General features: G+C 51.0%; 16 protein-coding genes. 12 read left to right on the forward strand and 4 right to left on the reverse strand.

Translation table 11 applies throughout. The features are described 5' to 3' along the window. Positions 1-12 precede the first annotated feature (12 nt). Positions 13-1,581 (forward strand): AraC family transcriptional regulator, encoded by a 1,569-nt coding sequence (locus AC3ZPD_RS02950; protein ID WP_490982762.1) that lies wholly within the window; start codon positions 13-15, stop codon positions 1,579-1,581. 92 nt (positions 1,582-1,673) lie between these two features. Here the strand turns inward: AC3ZPD_RS02950 and AC3ZPD_RS02955 are convergent, their stop codons facing one another. Next, complete coding sequence (locus tag AC3ZPD_RS02955; protein WP_490982763.1) at positions 1,674-2,960, reverse strand: amidohydrolase; 1,287 nt, start codon at positions 2,958-2,960, stop codon at positions 1,674-1,676. A 263-nt stretch (positions 2,961-3,223) separates the two neighbouring features. Here AC3ZPD_RS02955 and AC3ZPD_RS02960 point away from each other — a divergent pair, with 263 nt between their 5' ends. Both AC3ZPD_RS02960 and AC3ZPD_RS02965 read left to right on the forward strand, forming a co-directional pair. After that, positions 3,224-4,258 carry a MerR family transcriptional regulator gene (locus AC3ZPD_RS02960; RefSeq protein WP_490982764.1) on the forward strand — a complete coding sequence of 345 codons (1,035 nt, stop codon included), beginning with the start codon at positions 3,224-3,226 and terminating at the stop codon, positions 4,256-4,258. A gap of 34 nt (positions 4,259-4,292) precedes the next feature. Beyond that, the gene (locus AC3ZPD_RS02965; protein ID WP_490982765.1) at positions 4,293-5,276 is read left to right on the forward strand and encodes a TraX family protein; all 984 of its coding nucleotides are present in this window, start codon (positions 4,293-4,295) and stop codon (positions 5,274-5,276) included. Positions 5,277-5,386: 110 nt separating this feature from the next. Here the strand turns inward: AC3ZPD_RS02965 and AC3ZPD_RS02970 are convergent, their stop codons facing one another. Continuing rightward, positions 5,387-7,273, reverse strand: a complete 1,887-nt coding sequence (locus AC3ZPD_RS02970; RefSeq protein WP_490982766.1) for a PAS domain S-box protein — start codon at positions 7,271-7,273, stop codon at positions 5,387-5,389. 225 nt (positions 7,274-7,498) lie between these two features. On the opposite strand from AC3ZPD_RS02970, the gene AC3ZPD_RS02975 reads away from it, so the two are divergent. The 3 genes from AC3ZPD_RS02975 to AC3ZPD_RS02985 all read left to right on the forward strand — a co-directional run bounded on the left by AC3ZPD_RS02975 (position 7,499) and on the right by AC3ZPD_RS02985 (position 9,118). Then, positions 7,499-8,386, forward strand: coding sequence for an aldo/keto reductase (locus tag AC3ZPD_RS02975; protein WP_490982767.1), 888 nt, complete (start codon positions 7,499-7,501; stop codon positions 8,384-8,386). A 108-nt stretch (positions 8,387-8,494) separates the two neighbouring features. Next, complete coding sequence (locus tag AC3ZPD_RS02980; RefSeq protein WP_490982768.1) at positions 8,495-8,620, forward strand: DUF6254 family protein; 126 nt, start codon at positions 8,495-8,497, stop codon at positions 8,618-8,620. 159 nt (positions 8,621-8,779) lie between these two features. Next, complete coding sequence (locus tag AC3ZPD_RS02985) at positions 8,780-9,118, forward strand: antibiotic biosynthesis monooxygenase family protein (RefSeq protein ID WP_490982769.1); 339 nt, start codon at positions 8,780-8,782, stop codon at positions 9,116-9,118. Between the two features lie 127 nt (positions 9,119-9,245). Here the strand turns inward: AC3ZPD_RS02985 and AC3ZPD_RS02990 are convergent, their stop codons facing one another. Then, positions 9,246-10,076 carry a helix-turn-helix domain-containing protein gene (locus AC3ZPD_RS02990; protein WP_490982770.1) on the reverse strand — a complete coding sequence of 277 codons (831 nt, stop codon included), beginning with the start codon at positions 10,074-10,076 and terminating at the stop codon, positions 9,246-9,248. A 168-nt stretch (positions 10,077-10,244) separates the two neighbouring features. Here AC3ZPD_RS02990 and AC3ZPD_RS02995 point away from each other — a divergent pair, with 168 nt between their 5' ends. The 4 genes from AC3ZPD_RS02995 to AC3ZPD_RS03010 are packed head-to-tail and all read left to right on the forward strand — an operon-like array spanning position 10,245 to position 14,383. Next, positions 10,245-11,408 (forward strand): Gfo/Idh/MocA family protein, encoded by a 1,164-nt coding sequence (locus tag AC3ZPD_RS02995; protein WP_490982771.1) that lies wholly within the window; start codon positions 10,245-10,247, stop codon positions 11,406-11,408. Positions 11,409-11,463: 55 nt separating this feature from the next. Then, positions 11,464-12,243: a sugar phosphate isomerase/epimerase family protein gene (locus AC3ZPD_RS03000; protein WP_490982772.1), complete on the forward strand. Its 780-nt coding sequence runs from the start codon at positions 11,464-11,466 to the stop codon at positions 12,241-12,243. Continuing rightward, positions 12,240-13,340: a Gfo/Idh/MocA family protein gene (locus tag AC3ZPD_RS03005; protein ID WP_490982773.1), complete on the forward strand. Its 1,101-nt coding sequence runs from the start codon at positions 12,240-12,242 to the stop codon at positions 13,338-13,340. Before AC3ZPD_RS03000 ends, AC3ZPD_RS03005 begins: the two co-directional genes overlap by 4 nt. A gap of 17 nt (positions 13,341-13,357) precedes the next feature. Beyond that, positions 13,358-14,383: a Gfo/Idh/MocA family protein gene (locus AC3ZPD_RS03010; protein WP_490982774.1), complete on the forward strand. Its 1,026-nt coding sequence runs from the start codon at positions 13,358-13,360 to the stop codon at positions 14,381-14,383. 57 nt (positions 14,384-14,440) lie between these two features. Here the strand turns inward: AC3ZPD_RS03010 and AC3ZPD_RS03015 are convergent, their stop codons facing one another. Next, the gene (locus tag AC3ZPD_RS03015; RefSeq protein WP_490982775.1) at positions 14,441-15,172 is read right to left on the reverse strand and encodes an SDR family oxidoreductase; all 732 of its coding nucleotides are present in this window, start codon (positions 15,170-15,172) and stop codon (positions 14,441-14,443) included. Positions 15,173-15,315: 143 nt separating this feature from the next. On the opposite strand from AC3ZPD_RS03015, the gene AC3ZPD_RS03020 reads away from it, so the two are divergent. Together AC3ZPD_RS03020 and AC3ZPD_RS03025 are read left to right on the forward strand one after the other, a co-directional pair. Further along, entirely contained in the window at positions 15,316-16,182 is an 867-nt protein-coding gene (locus AC3ZPD_RS03020) for a helix-turn-helix transcriptional regulator (protein ID WP_490982776.1), read from the forward strand. A gap of 162 nt (positions 16,183-16,344) precedes the next feature. Further along, positions 16,345-16,821 carry a DUF2975 domain-containing protein gene (locus AC3ZPD_RS03025; RefSeq protein WP_490982777.1) on the forward strand — a complete coding sequence of 159 codons (477 nt, stop codon included), beginning with the start codon at positions 16,345-16,347 and terminating at the stop codon, positions 16,819-16,821. Positions 16,822-16,827 lie beyond the last annotated feature (6 nt).

Genomic DNA, 16,827 nt, shown 5'->3' on the forward strand with positions numbered 1-16,827 from the left:
CGAGGTGTTCCGATGCATTTAGAAAAGTTAATGAAACCTTTGCTGCGTGAACTGCTGGCGATAAACGGGCAGGCGGAGCCTGCTTATAAAATTTCGACCAGGATTTCGGCCGGACAAGAACAGCTGGTGGGCGATCCGGACAACGCCTTGCTTCTAACAGCTGCAAAAGGAGGAAGCCTTTGGGTTGAGATTGAGAGCGCAGGAAAGGGGCCATACGAAATACGGCAAGGCGAATGCCTGCTGCTGGCTTCCAAAAAGCAAATACGGATTTTTGCCAAGGAGGAACTGGAGTTAGGGGTTTATACATTACCTTCTATAAAAATGCCGCCAGCTGCGGCGGTTATGCCGCTAAGGAAACCTTTGGCCAGAAGAATTTTGAAAAAGCTAAACTCGCTGCCGCTGGAAACGCTTATCGGTGAAGAGCTTAAAATCAAACCGCTTATAGACGCTGAAACAGCAGAGAACAGGGAGAATACGCTAATGGCGGTGCAGCGCACCATTGAAGAACTGCGTCAGGATTGCAAAACACAGGTGTCGATCACCGGGCTTGCCTCGCGTGCCGGAATCGGTACCTGGCAGTACAGGCAGCTTTTCAAGAAGCTGACCGGGCAAAATCCGGTCGATTTCATTACGGAGCTGCGGATCAACCGGGCTCGGGAGCTTATGCTGCAAACTTCCGGAAAACTGGCGGATATTGCCGGAAGCGTGGGTTTTCAGGATGAGTATTACTTTAGCCGCCGCTTTAAAAAAGTGGTAGGCAGCTCTCCCGGGCAGTACATTCGCAGCGGCCGCTCCAAATTTAAAATCGCCGCCTTTTCCCATCTGGGGGACCTTTTGACGCTAACAGCGGGTCCAATGGCCGCCGAGAAACCGCTGCTTGATTCGCTGGATCAAAACAGCGCTGCGGTAATTGAAGGGATAACGCCTACGGCGGAAGGATTGGAACGGCTTGCCAGTTTGCGTCCGGATCTAATTCTAGTAAACGCTTATACAGATCCCGATTTTGTCCGCGAGCTGCGAAATATAGCGCCGACGATAGCGATGGAGCTGAAGGGAAATATGTTTGCCAATTTGAAGGAGCTGGCTTATTTGCTGGACCGAAAAAAAGAAGAAGCGGCCTGGCTCGACCGCTACGCCTTCAAAGCCGAACAAGCGCAAAAAAAATGGAGGAAAGGGAAGGGAGGGGAGACGGCCATCGTGTTTCATGCGGTCAACAACCGCCTTTATTTGCACCGTCCCGAAGAACTGCCCGTCCTGTATGATGTGCTTGGTTTCGAGGTCCCTTCCCGTTTAAGAAAGCTGATGGCCGAACGTTCTTCCCGGCTATTTGTCCCCGCGGATTCTTATACGGAATATGAAGCGGACCGAATTTTCATTACCTATGGGGAAATGGAGGGAGCGAAGGAAACCTATCTACGGGTGGTTCAAAGTCCGGATTGGAGCAGGCTGGACGCCGTTCGTCGCGGCAACGTTTATTTCTTGGACCGGCCGTGGATGCTTGACGGCTCCATAGCGCTCGAATGGCAGCTGGATGGTCTGGACAAGCTGTTTAACCGCAAACCTGGCGGGCTGTTGTTATAGCGGAGAACTGCAAGGCAACGGCAATCGCGATCCGATCCACCCAGCCCTATCCGGAAAAAAACTCCGTTTGACTTGCCCCATACGAGGCGAGATCAAACGCCTGTTACTAGCCTTTTCGCCCTTATACCGGCTTCACGGAAGAGCTCCTCTTCGTCGATCGTAAGCAGCCGGCGGCCGCGCATCAGGATCCGGCCGTTTACTATGGTGGTGTCGACGTCCGCGCCGCCGGCGCTGTAGGCAAGCAATGCTTCGATGTTATGGACAGGCTGCAGATGCGGTTTCCGTAGATCGATCATAATCAGATCGGCCTTTTTGCCTGCCTCAAGCGTCCCGATCTCCCGCTCCAGGCCGAGCAGCCTGGCGCTTTCGCGGGTAGCCGCCCGCAGCGCGGCGGCGGCCGGCATCTGCGCCGGATCGCCATAGTCCAGCTTTTGCAGCCAGGCCGCAGCCTTGATCTGCTCAAACATGTCCAGGCTGGCGGCGCTGCCGGCTCCGTCGGTGCCCAGCCCGACGGTAATGCCCTGCCGGGTCATCTCTGTAACGGGCGCTATTCCGCAGCCCAGCTTTAAATTGCTGACCGGGTTGTGAGCCACTCCTCCGCGCATGCCTTTTATGCGGCCGATATCGCGGCGGGTCAAATGCACGCCGTGAGCCAGAAGCACATGCAAGCGCTCGAACAGGCCAAGCTCATATAGATATTCGGTTGGCGTCTGTCCGTATTTTTCCCGGATTCGCATCACCTCTTCCTTGGTTTCCGCCAAATGGATATGCAGCGGAATCCGTCCTTTCTCGGCCAGACGGATCACTTCTTTAAGCGGTCCGGGCGGGCAGGTATAAGGCGAATGCGGAGCAAGCATCGTCGTAATTCTTCCTTCCGCGCCGCCGGACCAGCGCTCGACCAAATCCATCGCTTCCTCAAGCCGCGATCCTTTGTCGTCCTCCAGAAAAACGAGGCCGCGCGCCAGGGAAGCCCGCATGCCGGTCTCCCGAACGGCGGCCGCAATTTCGTTCATGTGAATGTACATATCGGCAAACGCCGTGGTGCCGGATTTAATCATCTCCGCCAGGGCGAGTTTCGCTCCCCAATAAATATCTTCCGGCGTCATGCTGGCTTCGGCGGGCAGCATTTTTTGCTCCAGCCAATCCATCAGCGGAAGATCGTCGCAAAAACCGCGCAGCAGGCTCATCGGCGAGTGCTGGTGGGCGTTAACCAGACCCGGCATCACAGCGAAGCCTTCTCCCTGAATGACTTCATCCGCCGGAAACTCGATATGCGGGCCCAGATGGGCAATCCGGTCTCCCTGAATCAAAATATCTCCGGTAAACGGCGGTTCCTTCCGCATGGTTAAAATAACGGCTCCTTTGATCAATAGACTCATGTTCCAACCTCCGTTTTTTTGAAATGCGAAGCTATGAGTAAAGGGTACACATTAACGTTGGGAGAAGGTCAAGCGCATGAGTTCCCGGCGTAGAGAAAGATTTGGTGTTGGCGTGTCGTTGTATCGGATATACCGGTCATACCCGGACATACCGATCAATCGGCCATCGGCTTTTTCAGAAAAAACTTTACTTTGACGTAAGGGTAAGGTTTAATCTAAACCTATTAAGAAGAGGAAGCGGGACAAGGGAAGGGGAATGGAGGGTGCGGATCAAGGAGTTAGCCGACAGGCTGAACATCTCGGCACGGGCGGTTCGATTTTATGAAGACAAAGGGCTGATCCGTCCGCAAAAGCAGGCTGGGAACGGCTACCGGGAATTCGGCGAGCAGGAGGTTTGGCGGCTGGAAACGATCATTTCGCTCCGCGAAGCAGGGATGAGCGTGTCGGATATAAAAGAGGTCCTAGAGAAAACGGAAGAAGGGGAAGCAGCCGAGCTGCAGTATTATTTGGAGCTTCACCGATCCGTGCTGTTTGCCAAATGGCTCGAGCTCAAGCAGCTCATTGAAACAACGGACGGCATGATAGAAGCCGTATCGAACAATCAAAGGTTGCCGCTGGAGGTCCTTTACCGGCTTGCTGAAGGCTCAAGAAAGCTTCGCGAGCAAAGAAACAGCTGGAGCGACGAGTGGGGATACGACCGGCTCGCCCGTTTGCATGACCAAAGAGTGCAGACGGATACTGAACATTATCGGGACTACGATTGGGCGCTGAAGCTGACCACAGAACGAATCTCACCGGCCAAAGGGGAAAAAGGGCTGGATGTGGGCGCAGGAACCGGCAATTTGGCCGGAAAACTGCAAAACCGCGGTGCGGTCATGTCCGCGGTGGACCAGTCCCGGGAAATGCTAAACATTTTCCGCCAAAAATTCCCGGAAATCGAAGCCAAATTAGGCAATTTCCTTGCGCTGCCTTTCATGGACGGAAGCTTTGATTTTGCCGTATCCAGCTTTGCCTTTCATCATTTGAATTCACGGCAGATTCCGCTTGCCGTTCAGGAATTGCGCAGAGTTTTAAAACCCGGCGGCCGCATCTGCCTGGCTGACTTGATGATCAACACTGACAACAGCGAAAACAGCGAAATTAGACCGTATCCTGTTTTATCCCGGCTCGCCAGCGAGTTTGAACGCTTCGGATTTAAGGTTGAGGTTCAACGGCTGAATGATCGGCTTCATCTTTTTTATGCCACAGTTCAGAAATTAGACGCCGTACGAAAGGACTGCGAGGAGAAGAGCCACTGAGTGCAAATTCCGACATGCCGGAGGAGGGGAAAATATGACCGAAAACGCGCTGCAAATAGAGCCCTTAGAGAAGAGGGCTTTGCTAAGCTTAAGCGGAAGCACGCTGAAGCTTATAGCCATTTTTTCCATGCTTGTGGATCACATTGCCGCAGTCATTATAACCAACCCGGAATTTAACGCCAATAACGGCGTGCTTGTTCAGGCTGGTCACTATATGAGGATGTTCGGGAGGCTGGCGTTTCCGATCTTTTGTTTTTTACTGGTGGAGGGAATGCTGCACACGCGGAATAAAAGAAAATATGCCCTCCGTCTGGCCGGCTTTGCCGTCCTTTCCGAACTTCCGTTTGATCTTGCATTCAGCGGGCGGATAGTCGATTTAGGCAAACAAAATGTCTTCTTCACTCTATTAATAGGTTTGTTAGTGCTGTTTGGCTTTGAGACCGTCAAAGACCGGTGGACCACCTCCAAACGGTTCCCCCTCAGGGTTATCGTCGGCCTGTTCGCTTCCACGATACTGACGATTGTTTATCTGGTTCCCTCTGTGCTGCAGATATTTAACCTGTTATCCCGCTTTTGGGGCCCGGCGAATCATATTCAATTTTCGGCGATGGGAATAAATATCCTGGTGGCGGTCATTGGGGCAGCCTGGATAGCGGCTTACCTCGTTATGGGCTCCCGTTTTCCGCTCCATAGGGTCAATTCCGCTTTTGTTTATCCGTTCGTTTTGTTGATAGGCATGCTGCTCGCAACGGTTCTGAGGACTGATTACAACGGGTTTGGCGTGCTGACGATTGCCGTCATGTACCTGCTTCGCAGCCATCGTTTAACTTCCATGATCGGCGGCTCCGTAACCCTTACCCTTATGGCCTGGAATGAGGTTTGGGCTTTTCTTGACGCGGGCATCCTTTATTTTTATAACGGAAAACGCGGCTTGAAGCTCAAATATGTATTTTACCTTTTTTACCCGGTTCACTTATTTATTTTATATATCCTGGCCAGCACATTAAAAATATTCTGATCTTCCGGCCGCCAACCTCCGATATCCTCCTCCAAAAAGAAAAGCTCCCTCTAACCAGCGGTAGGGGGAGCTTAAACGTTTGATTCAGGCTTCAGGATTCCAGATCAAATTCAAATCACGGCACAGTGCTGCAGCAGTTTCATCACGGCTTCCCGTTTGACGGGTTTGCTGATATAGTCGTCCATTCCGGCCTCCAGGCATTTTTCCCGGTCTCCCTTTAAGGCGTTAGCCGTGACGGCTACGATGCGGGGGCAATTTTCTTTAAATTCCTGCTTCAGAATCCGCGCAGCTTCCAGACCGTTCAGAACAGGCATATGCAGATCCATAAAAATAAGATCAAAATGTTCTCGGCGGACCCATTCGATCGCTTCGGAACCGTTGTTCACTACAGTCACCGTATGACCCATTTTTTCAAGCATTTTGCTCATAACCAGCCGATTGATGGGATTGTCCTCTGCAAGCAGAATATTCGATTTCATCATATGATTTTGAAGCGAGTTCAGATCTTGTCCATGCGGCAAGCTTGCAGCTTCCTTGAATTTAATGGAAAAAACAAACGAAGAGCCGTGTTTGCCGTCGCTCTCGGCATGGATTTCGCCGCCCAGCAGTTGGACCACTTTCCGGCTGATGGCAAGCCCCAGGCCAGTGCCTTCATGCTTGCGGTTCATAAAGCTGTCAATTTGAGCGAAGGGTTCAAAAATATCGTTCAGCCGTTTTGGATCGATGCCGATCCCGGTGTCGGAAACGGTAAAAGTCAGCTTGTCCCGGCTCTCCTCCAGCTGGACTCTAATCGAAATGCTGCCTTCCGGCGTAAACTTTACCGCATTCCCGAGAAGGTTAATCAGCACCTGCTTAAGCCGGTCCGAATCCCCATAAATATGATCCGGCACATCATGATTCAGGGTGTAGGACAACGCCAGGTTTTTCTCCTCGGCTTTGCTGGAGATGACGGAAAAACACTCCTTGATGCATAACCGCAAATCGAAATTTTCTTCCTGAAGTTCCGTTCGTCCGGCTTCGATTTTGGACAGGTCCAAAATGTCGTTAATGATGCCCAGCAGCGCTTCTCCGCTATGGCGGATAACCTCGATGCAATTTCTGTGTTCTTCGGTTAAATCCGTCATATCAAGCAGAATATCGGTCATTCCGATTACTCCGTTCATAGGCGTCCGGATTTCATGGCTCATCATGGCGAGAAATTCGCTTTTGGCTTTATTGGTGGTTTCGGCCGCTTCTTTAGCGAGCAGCAGCTTTTTTTGCTCGGAGATATCTTTGCAGATCAGGTAAAAACCTATGTTTTGCCCGCTCACAAAAATAGGGGCTATGCTGGCCAGGACTTCGACCGAGCTGCCGTCCTTGGCGTACATTCTTTCAATCTCATGTTCGATGGAATTGTCGTAAAGAGACTTTTCAAGAATTTTGGTTACCTTTTCTTGCCCGATCAAATTCGAAAGCTCCATGCCGATCAGCTCGGTTTCAATGTCATATCCGGTCAGTTTTTCGGCCACTTTATTGGTATTGATGATTCGCCCGTCGAGGCCAAAGGAAATCACGGCATCATGGTTATATTTCTTGAGGGATGTATAACGTTCGACAGACTCCTGGAGCCGCCGTTCGGATTCCTTTTGTCTGGTGATATCCGTCATTTGGGAAATGTAATATTTCGGCTTGCCCGTCTCATCGCAGAACAGCTTGACGGAGAGGAGTACCCACATAATGTCGCCATTTTTCTTGATGTATCTTCTTTCAATCTGGACTTCATCGTTCCCGCTCATCAATTCCCTTAAACCGGCAATGTCGGTTTGTGCTTCATCCGGGTGGGCGAAGCTGCCGATCGGCTTCCCGTCAAACTCTTCTTTGGTATAACCGAACATTTTCTCCATGGCAGGATTTACGGTCAAAATGAGGCCTTCGGGTGAAATAAGGCCAATTCCGAAAGAAGCATGATCAAACACTTGTTGATTGAAGGTGATTTGGTTCAAGTTTACGCGATGCATCGTTTACCTCCATTGATCTCCATATATTTAGCCGTGCACTACTTTATTATTAGGGCGTTTCAACCATCTATTAACCAGATTAATTACCCGGATTTAAGCTTGCTTGAAACAGGGGGATTTTACCTATTTCCGCGGCTAATCCAAATTTGAAAAATCCGGTTGTTTGGCCTATCATGAAAGCGTTAGCGAATGGTAAGGCGAAATATTAAGCGAGAGGTGAATGGAATGAAATACAGAAGACTTGGCAAAACCGAACTAAACGTATCTGTTGTAGGCGTAGGAACCTGGCAATTTGGCGGTGACTGGGGGAAAGATTATACCCAGAAAGAAGTTGACGACATTTTGAACCGAGCAAAAGAATTGGGCATTAACCTGATCGATACGGCAGAGTGCTATGGCCCTCACCATCTCTCGGAAAGTTTTATCGGCGATTACCTATCACGGGGCCGGCGGGAGGACTGGATCATTGCCTCCAAATTCGGCCATCAGTGGCATGACCACTGGGAGCATGCCTGGAACGTCGATCAAATCCGTGTTCAGCTGGAAGAATCCCTTAAAGCCTTGAAAACGGACTATATTGACCTGTATCAATTTCATTCCGGCCCGGATGAGGTATTTGATAACGATGCGTTATGGACGATGCTGGACAAGCAGGTGCAGGCCGGGAAGATCCGCAACCTCGGTATTTCGATCGGCAGCAACGACAATTTGCATCAGACCAGCCAAGCCACTGAGCTGAACGCTAAAGCAATTCAAGTCGTTTATAACCGGTTGGACCGCAAGCCGGAGGAGCGGGTATTTCCTTCGTGCGAAGAGCAGGATCTCGGCGTGCTGGCCAGAGTTCCGCTGGCCAGCGGTTTTCTGAGCGGCAAATACAAGCCAGGGGCCGTTTTCGAAGACAACGTACGGAAAGGCCGCGACCGGCAAGAAATCGATGAGAAGCTCCGGCTGGTCGAGCAAATCAGACAAAACGAAGTACCTGAAGGGGTAGGCATGGCGGAGTGGGCATTGGCCTGGTGTCTGAAGAATCCTGCGGTCAGCTGTGTCATCCCGGGCTGCAAAAGTCCGGAGCAGGTAGAAGCGAATGCGCGCGCAGCGGACTTGGAGTTATAAGTTAGGGCTATAACTTAAATGGAGTTAAGGTCAAGGAATGAACAGCGCCCCGAAATGACAACATAAGGAAGTAGTAAACATCTCTATTTCCGGAGGAGGGCATCTGTCATGGCTGACCAGAAGAGAAGAAAAGAAGCGGCCTGGAAGTCACGCAAGCAGGATCAGCATCCCCATGGTAAAATCAAATCGCTGAAGGAATTGTCCGGCGAATATGAGGAGAAGCCTACTACGTAAAAGACAGGAAAGACTGCCGGTAATTGTCCGGCGGTCTTTTTATACTTCGTTTTAACGTGAAATAGACAAAAACTACATAATTTGTTTACTGTGTTTTTAAACAGTGCTATTATGGACTCAGGCCAAAACCTTAAACTTACAATCAAAGGAGCTCATCCAATGACTCAAATATCGCAATCGCAGGATCATCAGACTGTTGTTTTAATTAACGTTTTTACCGTCGATCCGGAAAATCGGGAACGCCTAATAGAGCTGCTTACCCAAGCGACGGACGTCTCCGTTCGGTTCGCTCCCGGGTTTATTTCCTCCAGTCTCCATCAAAGTTTGGACGAAACAAAAGTAACCATGTACGCTAGATGGAGAAGCAAGGAAGACTATGAAGCCATGCGCAATGACCCTAGGCCCCTTCCTTATCTCCAGGAAGCATTAACCTTTGCCAAATTTGAACCGGGCATGTATGAGGTAGTCAAAACCTTTGAAGCTGCTGCTGTCGAATAAAGGGTTTTAGAAGAATCACGGAAAGCCGTGTCAATTGCACGGCTTTTTTTATTTTTGGAGTCAGCAGGCGCGGTCATCTTTCAAAAAGGCTCCTTCACGCGTTCCCATATCGAAAGGAGAACGACGGTTATTTGGTTCCTCTGCGGAAGGCGCTTGGGCTGACTCCGGTCGCTTTTTTGAAAGTGCGGGAGAAATGGGGGAGATCCATGCCCAGCCGTTCCGCCGTGTCCGATATGGACAGGTCCGAGAAAGAAAGCAGGCGTTTCGCTTTATCCATTCGTTTTTGCTGCACATATTGCATGGGCGTTACGCCCATCAGTTTTTTGAAATAAGGGATGAAATAGTTCGGATGAAGATGGATGACTTCCGCAAGCGTATCGATTTCCATAACCTGATCCAAATGTTCATCGATATAATGGAGCACGCTGCCGAGCTTGATCCGTTCTTCCTGAAGCAGGATACGGTTCAGCTCTTCCGAATATCCCGATTTCTCCAGGCAATAGGCCAGCAAATGGAGAAATGCCGATTTTATGCGCAGCGGAGCCAGATAGCCGCCTTGGCTGAAATGTAGTTCCATCTCCATAAAAAGCTTGCGGGTTTCCTCAGGGTCTTCGGCGTCCACGATAACCAGCTTTCCGTCCGGAGGAAACAGCGGCCATTCCCCGATTTGAGCATCGAAATGGCAGAAATGGCGGGCGTAGGGCCTTTCGCGGGAAGTCCGCGTCGTTTGTACGGAACCGGCAGGCATAATCATCAGTTGTCCGGGGCGCGGAGAATAACTTTCTCCGTTCAGCACGACGTTTCCTTCTCCATCGGCGATATAATACAGCCTGCAAAAGGACGGGATCTCATCCGTTCGGTTCCAACCTCCAAAATGGGATCTCGAATGAACCAATGAAACGGATACCGCCAGGTTTTCCATCAAACTTTCGGTGAAGGATAATAATGTTTCGGACATAACAAGAAAACCTCCTGATTCATTCATCCCTTACATTATAATCTAAAAATTTGGCAGGAACACCTTAGTATTGTGCAAATCTGTCTTAGTTTCAACCATTCAACTTCCAATGAAAGCGTTATATTCTCTATCCATAAGAATAAGATCACAAGGAGGTTCTCCAAAAGAATGAAGAAGGTTCGATTCGGAATTATCGGAATTGGCAATATGGGCAGGTCTCATGCTGTCCAGCTGCTGGATCAGGTTGAAGGAGCGGAGCTGGCTGCGGTATGCGATATCTCGCCGAACGCTCTGGCTTGGGCAGAAGATCGTCTGCCGCAGACGGTACAGAAATTTAATCAACCCGAAGCCATGATCAAATCCGGGAAGATCGACGCGGTGATCATTTCTACTCCGCACTACGATCACCCTACGCTTGCGATTAAGGCCTTCGAAGCCGGACTGCATGTGCTCATCGAGAAACCGGCAGGCGTTTACACCAAAGCGGTCAGAGAAATGAACGCCAAAGCTGCTGCTTCCGGGCAGGTGTTCGGTATCATGTACAACCAGCGGACCAATCCGCTCTATCAAAAACTTAAAGAGCTGATCTCTTCCGGTGAATTGGGGGAAATCCGGCGGACCAACTGGATCATCACCAACTGGTATCGTTCGCAGAGCTACTATGATTCGGGCGGCTGGAGAGCGACTTGGGCCGGGGAAGGCGGCGGCGTGCTGCTCAACCAGGATCCCCATCAGCTTGACCTATGGCAGTGGACCACGGGGTTAATGCCTAAGAGGGTTCGCGCCTTTTGCCATTTCGGCAAATACCGCGATATCGAGGTAGAAGACGACGTGACGGCTTATGTGGAGTATGAAAACGGGGCAACCGGCTTGTTCGTTACAACCACTGGAGAAGCGCCCGGCACTAACCGGTTTGAGGTGACAGGAGACCGGGGGAAAATCGTTGTGGAAGACGATAAGCTTGTCTTCTGGCGGCTGCGTGTTTCGGAGCCGGAGTTTAACGCGTCCTATAAAAATGGTTTTGGCGCGCCGGAATGCTGGAGATGCGAGATTCCGGTCCCCGCCGGGCACGGCGAGCAACATCTGGGCATTCTGCGGAATTTCACCAATGCGATTCTGCACGGTGAAAAGCTGATTGCGCCGGGCGAAGAGGGCATATTGGGACTGACCTTGTCGAATGCCATGCATTTATCCGCATGGGAAGATGATTGGGCGGATCTTCCGCTGAACGAGGATCGTTTCCATGAGCTTCTGCAAGAAAAAATCGAAACTTCCAAATATGAAAAGAAACCGGCCGCCGGCCGTACGCTGGACGTCAGCGGAACTCACTAAATCTTTAAGTTTTCATCCCATTTAGAATGAATATGAAAAAGGAGGATCTCAAAAGATGAGACCCGAAAACTTGGCCGTACAGTTGTATACTCTGCGGAAATTCACCCAAACCGAAGAAGGATTAAAAGAGACTCTGCTGAAGGTAGCGGAAGCCGGCTACCGGTCCGCCCAGGTTTCGGGTATCGGCCCCATTCCGGCTGAAACCGTCAAAAAGCTGGCGGATGACGCCGGTTTGTCCATATGCGCGACCCATATACCGTGGGAGCGGCTGGTCAATGAGCTCGATGCCGTCGCGAAGCAGCATAAGCTGTGGAACTGCCGCTATGTCGGCCTTGGCTCCATGCCTGAATCGTTCAGGGGTTCGGAGGAAGGCTACAGAACCTTTGCCGCGCAAGCCGGAGAAATCGCAGCAAAGCTGAAAAACGAATACGGCCTTCAGTTTGTTTATCATAATCATCATTTTGAATTTGAACGGTTCGGGGATAAAACGGGCATGGAAATTCTGTTTGAAGAAACTGACCCGGCCTCTTTCGATTTTGAGCTTGATCTTTACTGGGTTCAGGCCGGCGGAGGCGATCCGGTGGAATGGATCCGCAAGGCTGAAGGAAGGATGCAGGTCGTTCATTTCAAAGATATGGCGATCTTATCCGGGAAACAGGTTTTCGCCGAAGTCGGCGAAGGAAACATGAATTATGACGCGATTATCCAAGCCTGCGATGAGACCGGAGTAGAGTGGAGGATCGTCGAACAGGATGAGTGCCAGCGGGATCCGTTCGAGAGCGTATCCATCAGCTTGAACTATCTGCTTGGGAAATGCGAGGGGGTTAAGGCTTGAGCGCACAAGACGGCATGATGTACGCCCCGGTCCATGAAGCCAAGCCAGTCATTGAACCTGGCGGCTTTGTTGTGGCGGCCATGGCGCTGGATCACGGCCATATTTACGGGATGTGCAACGGGCTGCTGGAGGCCGGAGCCACGCTGAAATGGGTGTTCGATCCGGATCCCGTCAAGGTAAAGGAGTTTACGGAGCGTTATGCAGGGGTTCGGGCGGCACGTTCGCCGGAAGAGATTTTGGAAGATCCTGAAGTCAGGCTGGTAGCCGCGGCGGCCGTACCGAATGAGAGGGGGCCGCTGGGACTGAAGGTGATGGCTTCAGGCAAAGATTATTTTACTGACAAAACGCCTTTCACCACACTTGCTCAATTAGAGGACGCCAAACAGGCGGTCGCGGGAACCGGACGCAAATACATGGTTTATTTCAGCGAACGGCTTCATGTCGAAAGTGCCGTATACGCGGGCAAGCTGATCGAGGAAGGCGCCATCGGACGGGTCATTCAGGTTATTGGTCTGGGACCGCACCGCTTGAATGCCCCGACCCGTCCGGACTGGTTTTTTGATAAAGAGAAATACGGCGGCATTCTTTGCGACATTGGCAGCCACCAGATCGAGCAGTTTCTTTATTATGCCGGCTGTAAGGATGCCAAGGTGCTGCACAGCAAGGTGGCGAACTATGCGCACGCCGAATATCCGGAGCTTGAGGATTTCGGAGACGCTGCCCTCGTCGGCGACAACGGCGCTTCGAATTATTTCCGGGTGGACTGGTTTACGCCGGACGGCCTAAGCGTTTGGGGCGACGGCAGGTGCACCATTCTTGGAACGGAAGGGTATATCGAATTGCGAAAATACGTGGATCTCGCCCGTTCCGGGAGCGGCGATCACGTTTATTGGGCCGATAAGAAAGGCGAACACTACGCGGATGTCAGCGGAAAGGTCGGGTACCCGTTTTTCGGGGAGCTGATTCTGGACTGCTTGCACCGGACCGAAAAAGCCATGACGCAGGAGCATGTATTCAAAGCAGCCGAGCTTTGTCTCCAGGCGCAAAAGCAGGCGCTGACCCTCACGGGCAAGGAAGGACATTTGCTGCAGTTTTAACGAGAGAGGCGATAGAGATGAAGGAAATAGGAGCAGCCATAGTAGGCTGCGGCAGTATTTTTCCGGTTCATGCCAAGGCATTGGCCGGACTGGAGGGGGTTCGTCTGCGGGCCGTGGTCGATACGGACCCGGAACGGGCGAATCTCGCCGCACGGGAGTATGGCTGCGAGGCCTTAACGGACTACCAGGAATTGCTCCGGAATCCGGATATTCAGGTCGTTCATTTATGCACGCCGCATAATCAGCATGCTCCAATGGCGCTTTCTCTGCTTAAGGCCGGTAAACACGTGCTGACCGAAAAGCCGATTTCCCATACGGTACAGGAGGGTATAAATCTGGCCGAAGCCGCTGCGGGCAGCGGGCAGCAGCTGGGCGTCTGCTTTCAAAACCGGTATAACGAAGCGTCGGTCCGAATTAAAGAGATGACGCTGTCTGGCGAATTGGGCAGGCTGATTGGCATGAAAGCGGTCGTGACCTGGTTCAGGGATGAAGCCTACTACACGCAAAGCCCGTGGCGCGGAAGCTGGGATTCGGAGGGCGGCGGCGTCCTGATGAACCAGTCGATCCACACGCTGGATTTGCTGCAGTGGTTCGGAGGCGAAATCGAGACGGTCCGAGGCAGCGTGACTACGGATGCGTTAGGTGATTTTATCGAGGTGGAGGATACCGCCCACGCCCGCATTCGTTTCTCGAACGGAGCAGCGGCGATCTTTTATGCCACAAATGGCTATGTAGAAAATTCGCCGGTCGAGCTGGAGATCGTCTTTGAAGACGGCAAGCTGGTCCAGCGGAACGACTCCCTCTACCTCGTGAAGGATGGGGTGGAACAAACACTGTGCGGCGCCTCGGCCCCCGGAGACTCTCCCGGGAAATCCTACTGGGGCAGCAGCCACGCCAGCCTGATACACGATTTCTATTCCTGCTTGGAGAAAGGGACCCCGTTTTCGATCGACGGGTGGGAGGGACTTAAAGCGGTTAAGCTGGCGGCCGATATTTACGCATCCTCCGGTTTGAACAAGCCCGCAAAAGCGCCTACTCCTTGAAACAGGGATAGAAATGGAAATGGAAAAACCCGCCTGATAGCAGGCGGGTTTTGTCTTTTAGCCGTTAAGCTGATTAAAGATTTCCTCACGCTCTTCACGGGTAGCCCGGGACGTAAGATGAGACCATCCGTAAGTCACTTCCTGGGATCCTGCCGCGAGTCCTTTCATCACTTCGTCCGCAAATTCGTCTACCGTTACTCCACCTGCATTCTTTTCCCGGCTTCCAAGATCCGTTTGGGTAAGCGGAGCATTAATTTCGATAACTTCAATGTTATCTTTCTCAAGCTGATTGCGCATGCTCCATGTCAACGAATGAATAGCTGCTTTCGTCGCGCAGTAAACTGGAATAGTGGCAAGCGGAACATAAGAAAGCCCTGAAGTAACAGTCATAATCACAGGGTGGTCTTTTCCCTTAAAATGCTGCGTGAACAGCATCGAAAGATGGAGCGGCGCTTCCAAGTTAATTGCGATTTCAAGCGCAGTATCTTCCCAAGGCTCGTTGGAATCGAGATCCATATAACGCATAATGCCTGCGTTATTAATCAATACGTTTAAGTCCGGGTGGTCCTGTGTAACCTGTTCGTAAAGCTTCACGCGATTTTCCGCTTTAGACAAGTCAGTTTGGTAGATATGAAGCTGGGGAAGCTTCGCTTTGGCTTCTTCGAGCTTGTCCGCTCTTCTGCCGCAAATAATGACCTCATTGCCGGTTTTGATGAATCTTTCGGCGAGCGCGAAACCGATGCCGGTTGCGCCTCCCGTAATAAGAATGGTGTTGGAATCTTTTTTCATGTTCATGCTCCTTCTTGGGGAATTGATTAAGTTTTTGCTTTCACATAAAATATCTTATATATGAAAAAGCAGGCTAAAAAGGTGACTGATTATACTGGTATCGCCACTCCCCTGCCTAAGTTTGAAGCTAGGAGGAACGTGGGTTGGAAAATAAAGAAATGATTCGCAATATAGAATTGGCTCATTTCCTTCGCAGCCGGCGCGAGCGGATCACGCCCAAGCAAGCCGGGATCCCCGAAGGGGGACGCAGACGGACGCCGGGTCTCCGGCGCGGGGAAGTTGCCGAGCTCGCCGGGATCAGCCTGGAATGGTACACCTTTCTGGAGCAGGGGCGCCCGATTCAGGTATCCAGGGAATTGCTCGAAAATCTGGCGGTAGCGCTTCAGATGGACACCGAAGAAAGAAAATATCTGTTTCTTCTTGCCCACCGGCAGCCGCCTCCGGTGAAAGAAATTCCCCAAATCAAGGTAAGCCCCGTTTTACAGCGGCTTCTGGACGAGCTCGGCACCAGTCCCGGCTGCGTCATGGATGACCGGATGAATATTATTGCCTGGAATGAAGCGATGTTTTTGCTGTACGAAGACTTGAATAAGGGATCGGAAAGAGGCCGCAACCTGCTGTGGATCACGTTTGCTTCGGAAAATTTCCGTATAATGAAGGGGAATCAGTGGGAGGAGCACGCTCGGCAGACCGTCGCCCAATTCCGTAATGAATATGCCCGCCATGTCGATGACCCTTGGTGGAGCGAACAGGTCAGGGCTTTATCCGAAGCCAGCGAAGAGTTCAAGAAACTCTGGGAGCTTCACGATGTGCTGAACTACTCGCACGCTCACAAAATCCTTTATCATCCTGTCGTCGGCGAGCTGGCTTTTGATTATATTACCTTTCAAGCCTCCCCGGATATTCCAGACCTGCTGATCGCTATCCATATTCCGCTTGAGGATGGGGTTACAAGGGACAGAGTGCGGAAGATCATGGAGGAAAGACGTTTAGCCGTAAAAACGCAATAAAATCAAGCTCAAAAAAATCCAAAACCTTTTGCCGCTGATTCGTGGCAGAAGGTTTTTTTTGATTGAAACAATAAAAACATACTTAAAATTAATAATTATTTATTGATTATCGATAAATTACGTGGTAAATTCTATTTGAAGAAAACAAGTGAGGTGTAATTTATGGAACGCGTATCAACCCTCTTTTTAAAGGCGGCCGTATGTCTGTTTGGGCTCGTAATTTTGGCTTTGTGCGTCTTAGGACTGCCGGCAATCGTAAAAGGGCTGGACGGTTATTTTCCGGGCTCCTGGCTGTATCCGACTTTAATTGGCATGTATGCCTCAGCCATCCCGTATTTTACGGCTTTGTTTCAGGCTTTCAAACTTCTGAGCTACATAGACAAAAACACCGCCTTCTCGAATTTGTCCGTGAGAGCCTTGAAAATCATTAAATTCTGCGCTTTTGTCATCAGCATTTTGTACGTGGCGATTCTTCCTTTCTTGTACCTCATGGCAGATATGGACGACGCTCCGGGCATCATCGTGATCGGGCTGGTCATTATTTTCGCCTCCCTGGTCATTGGCGTATTTGCAGCCGTGCTTGAGAAGCTTTTAAGAAATGCCGTCGATATGAAATCCGAAAACGATTTAACGGTCTGAGGTGAA

The organism is Paenibacillus mobilis (assembly GCF_058267595.1).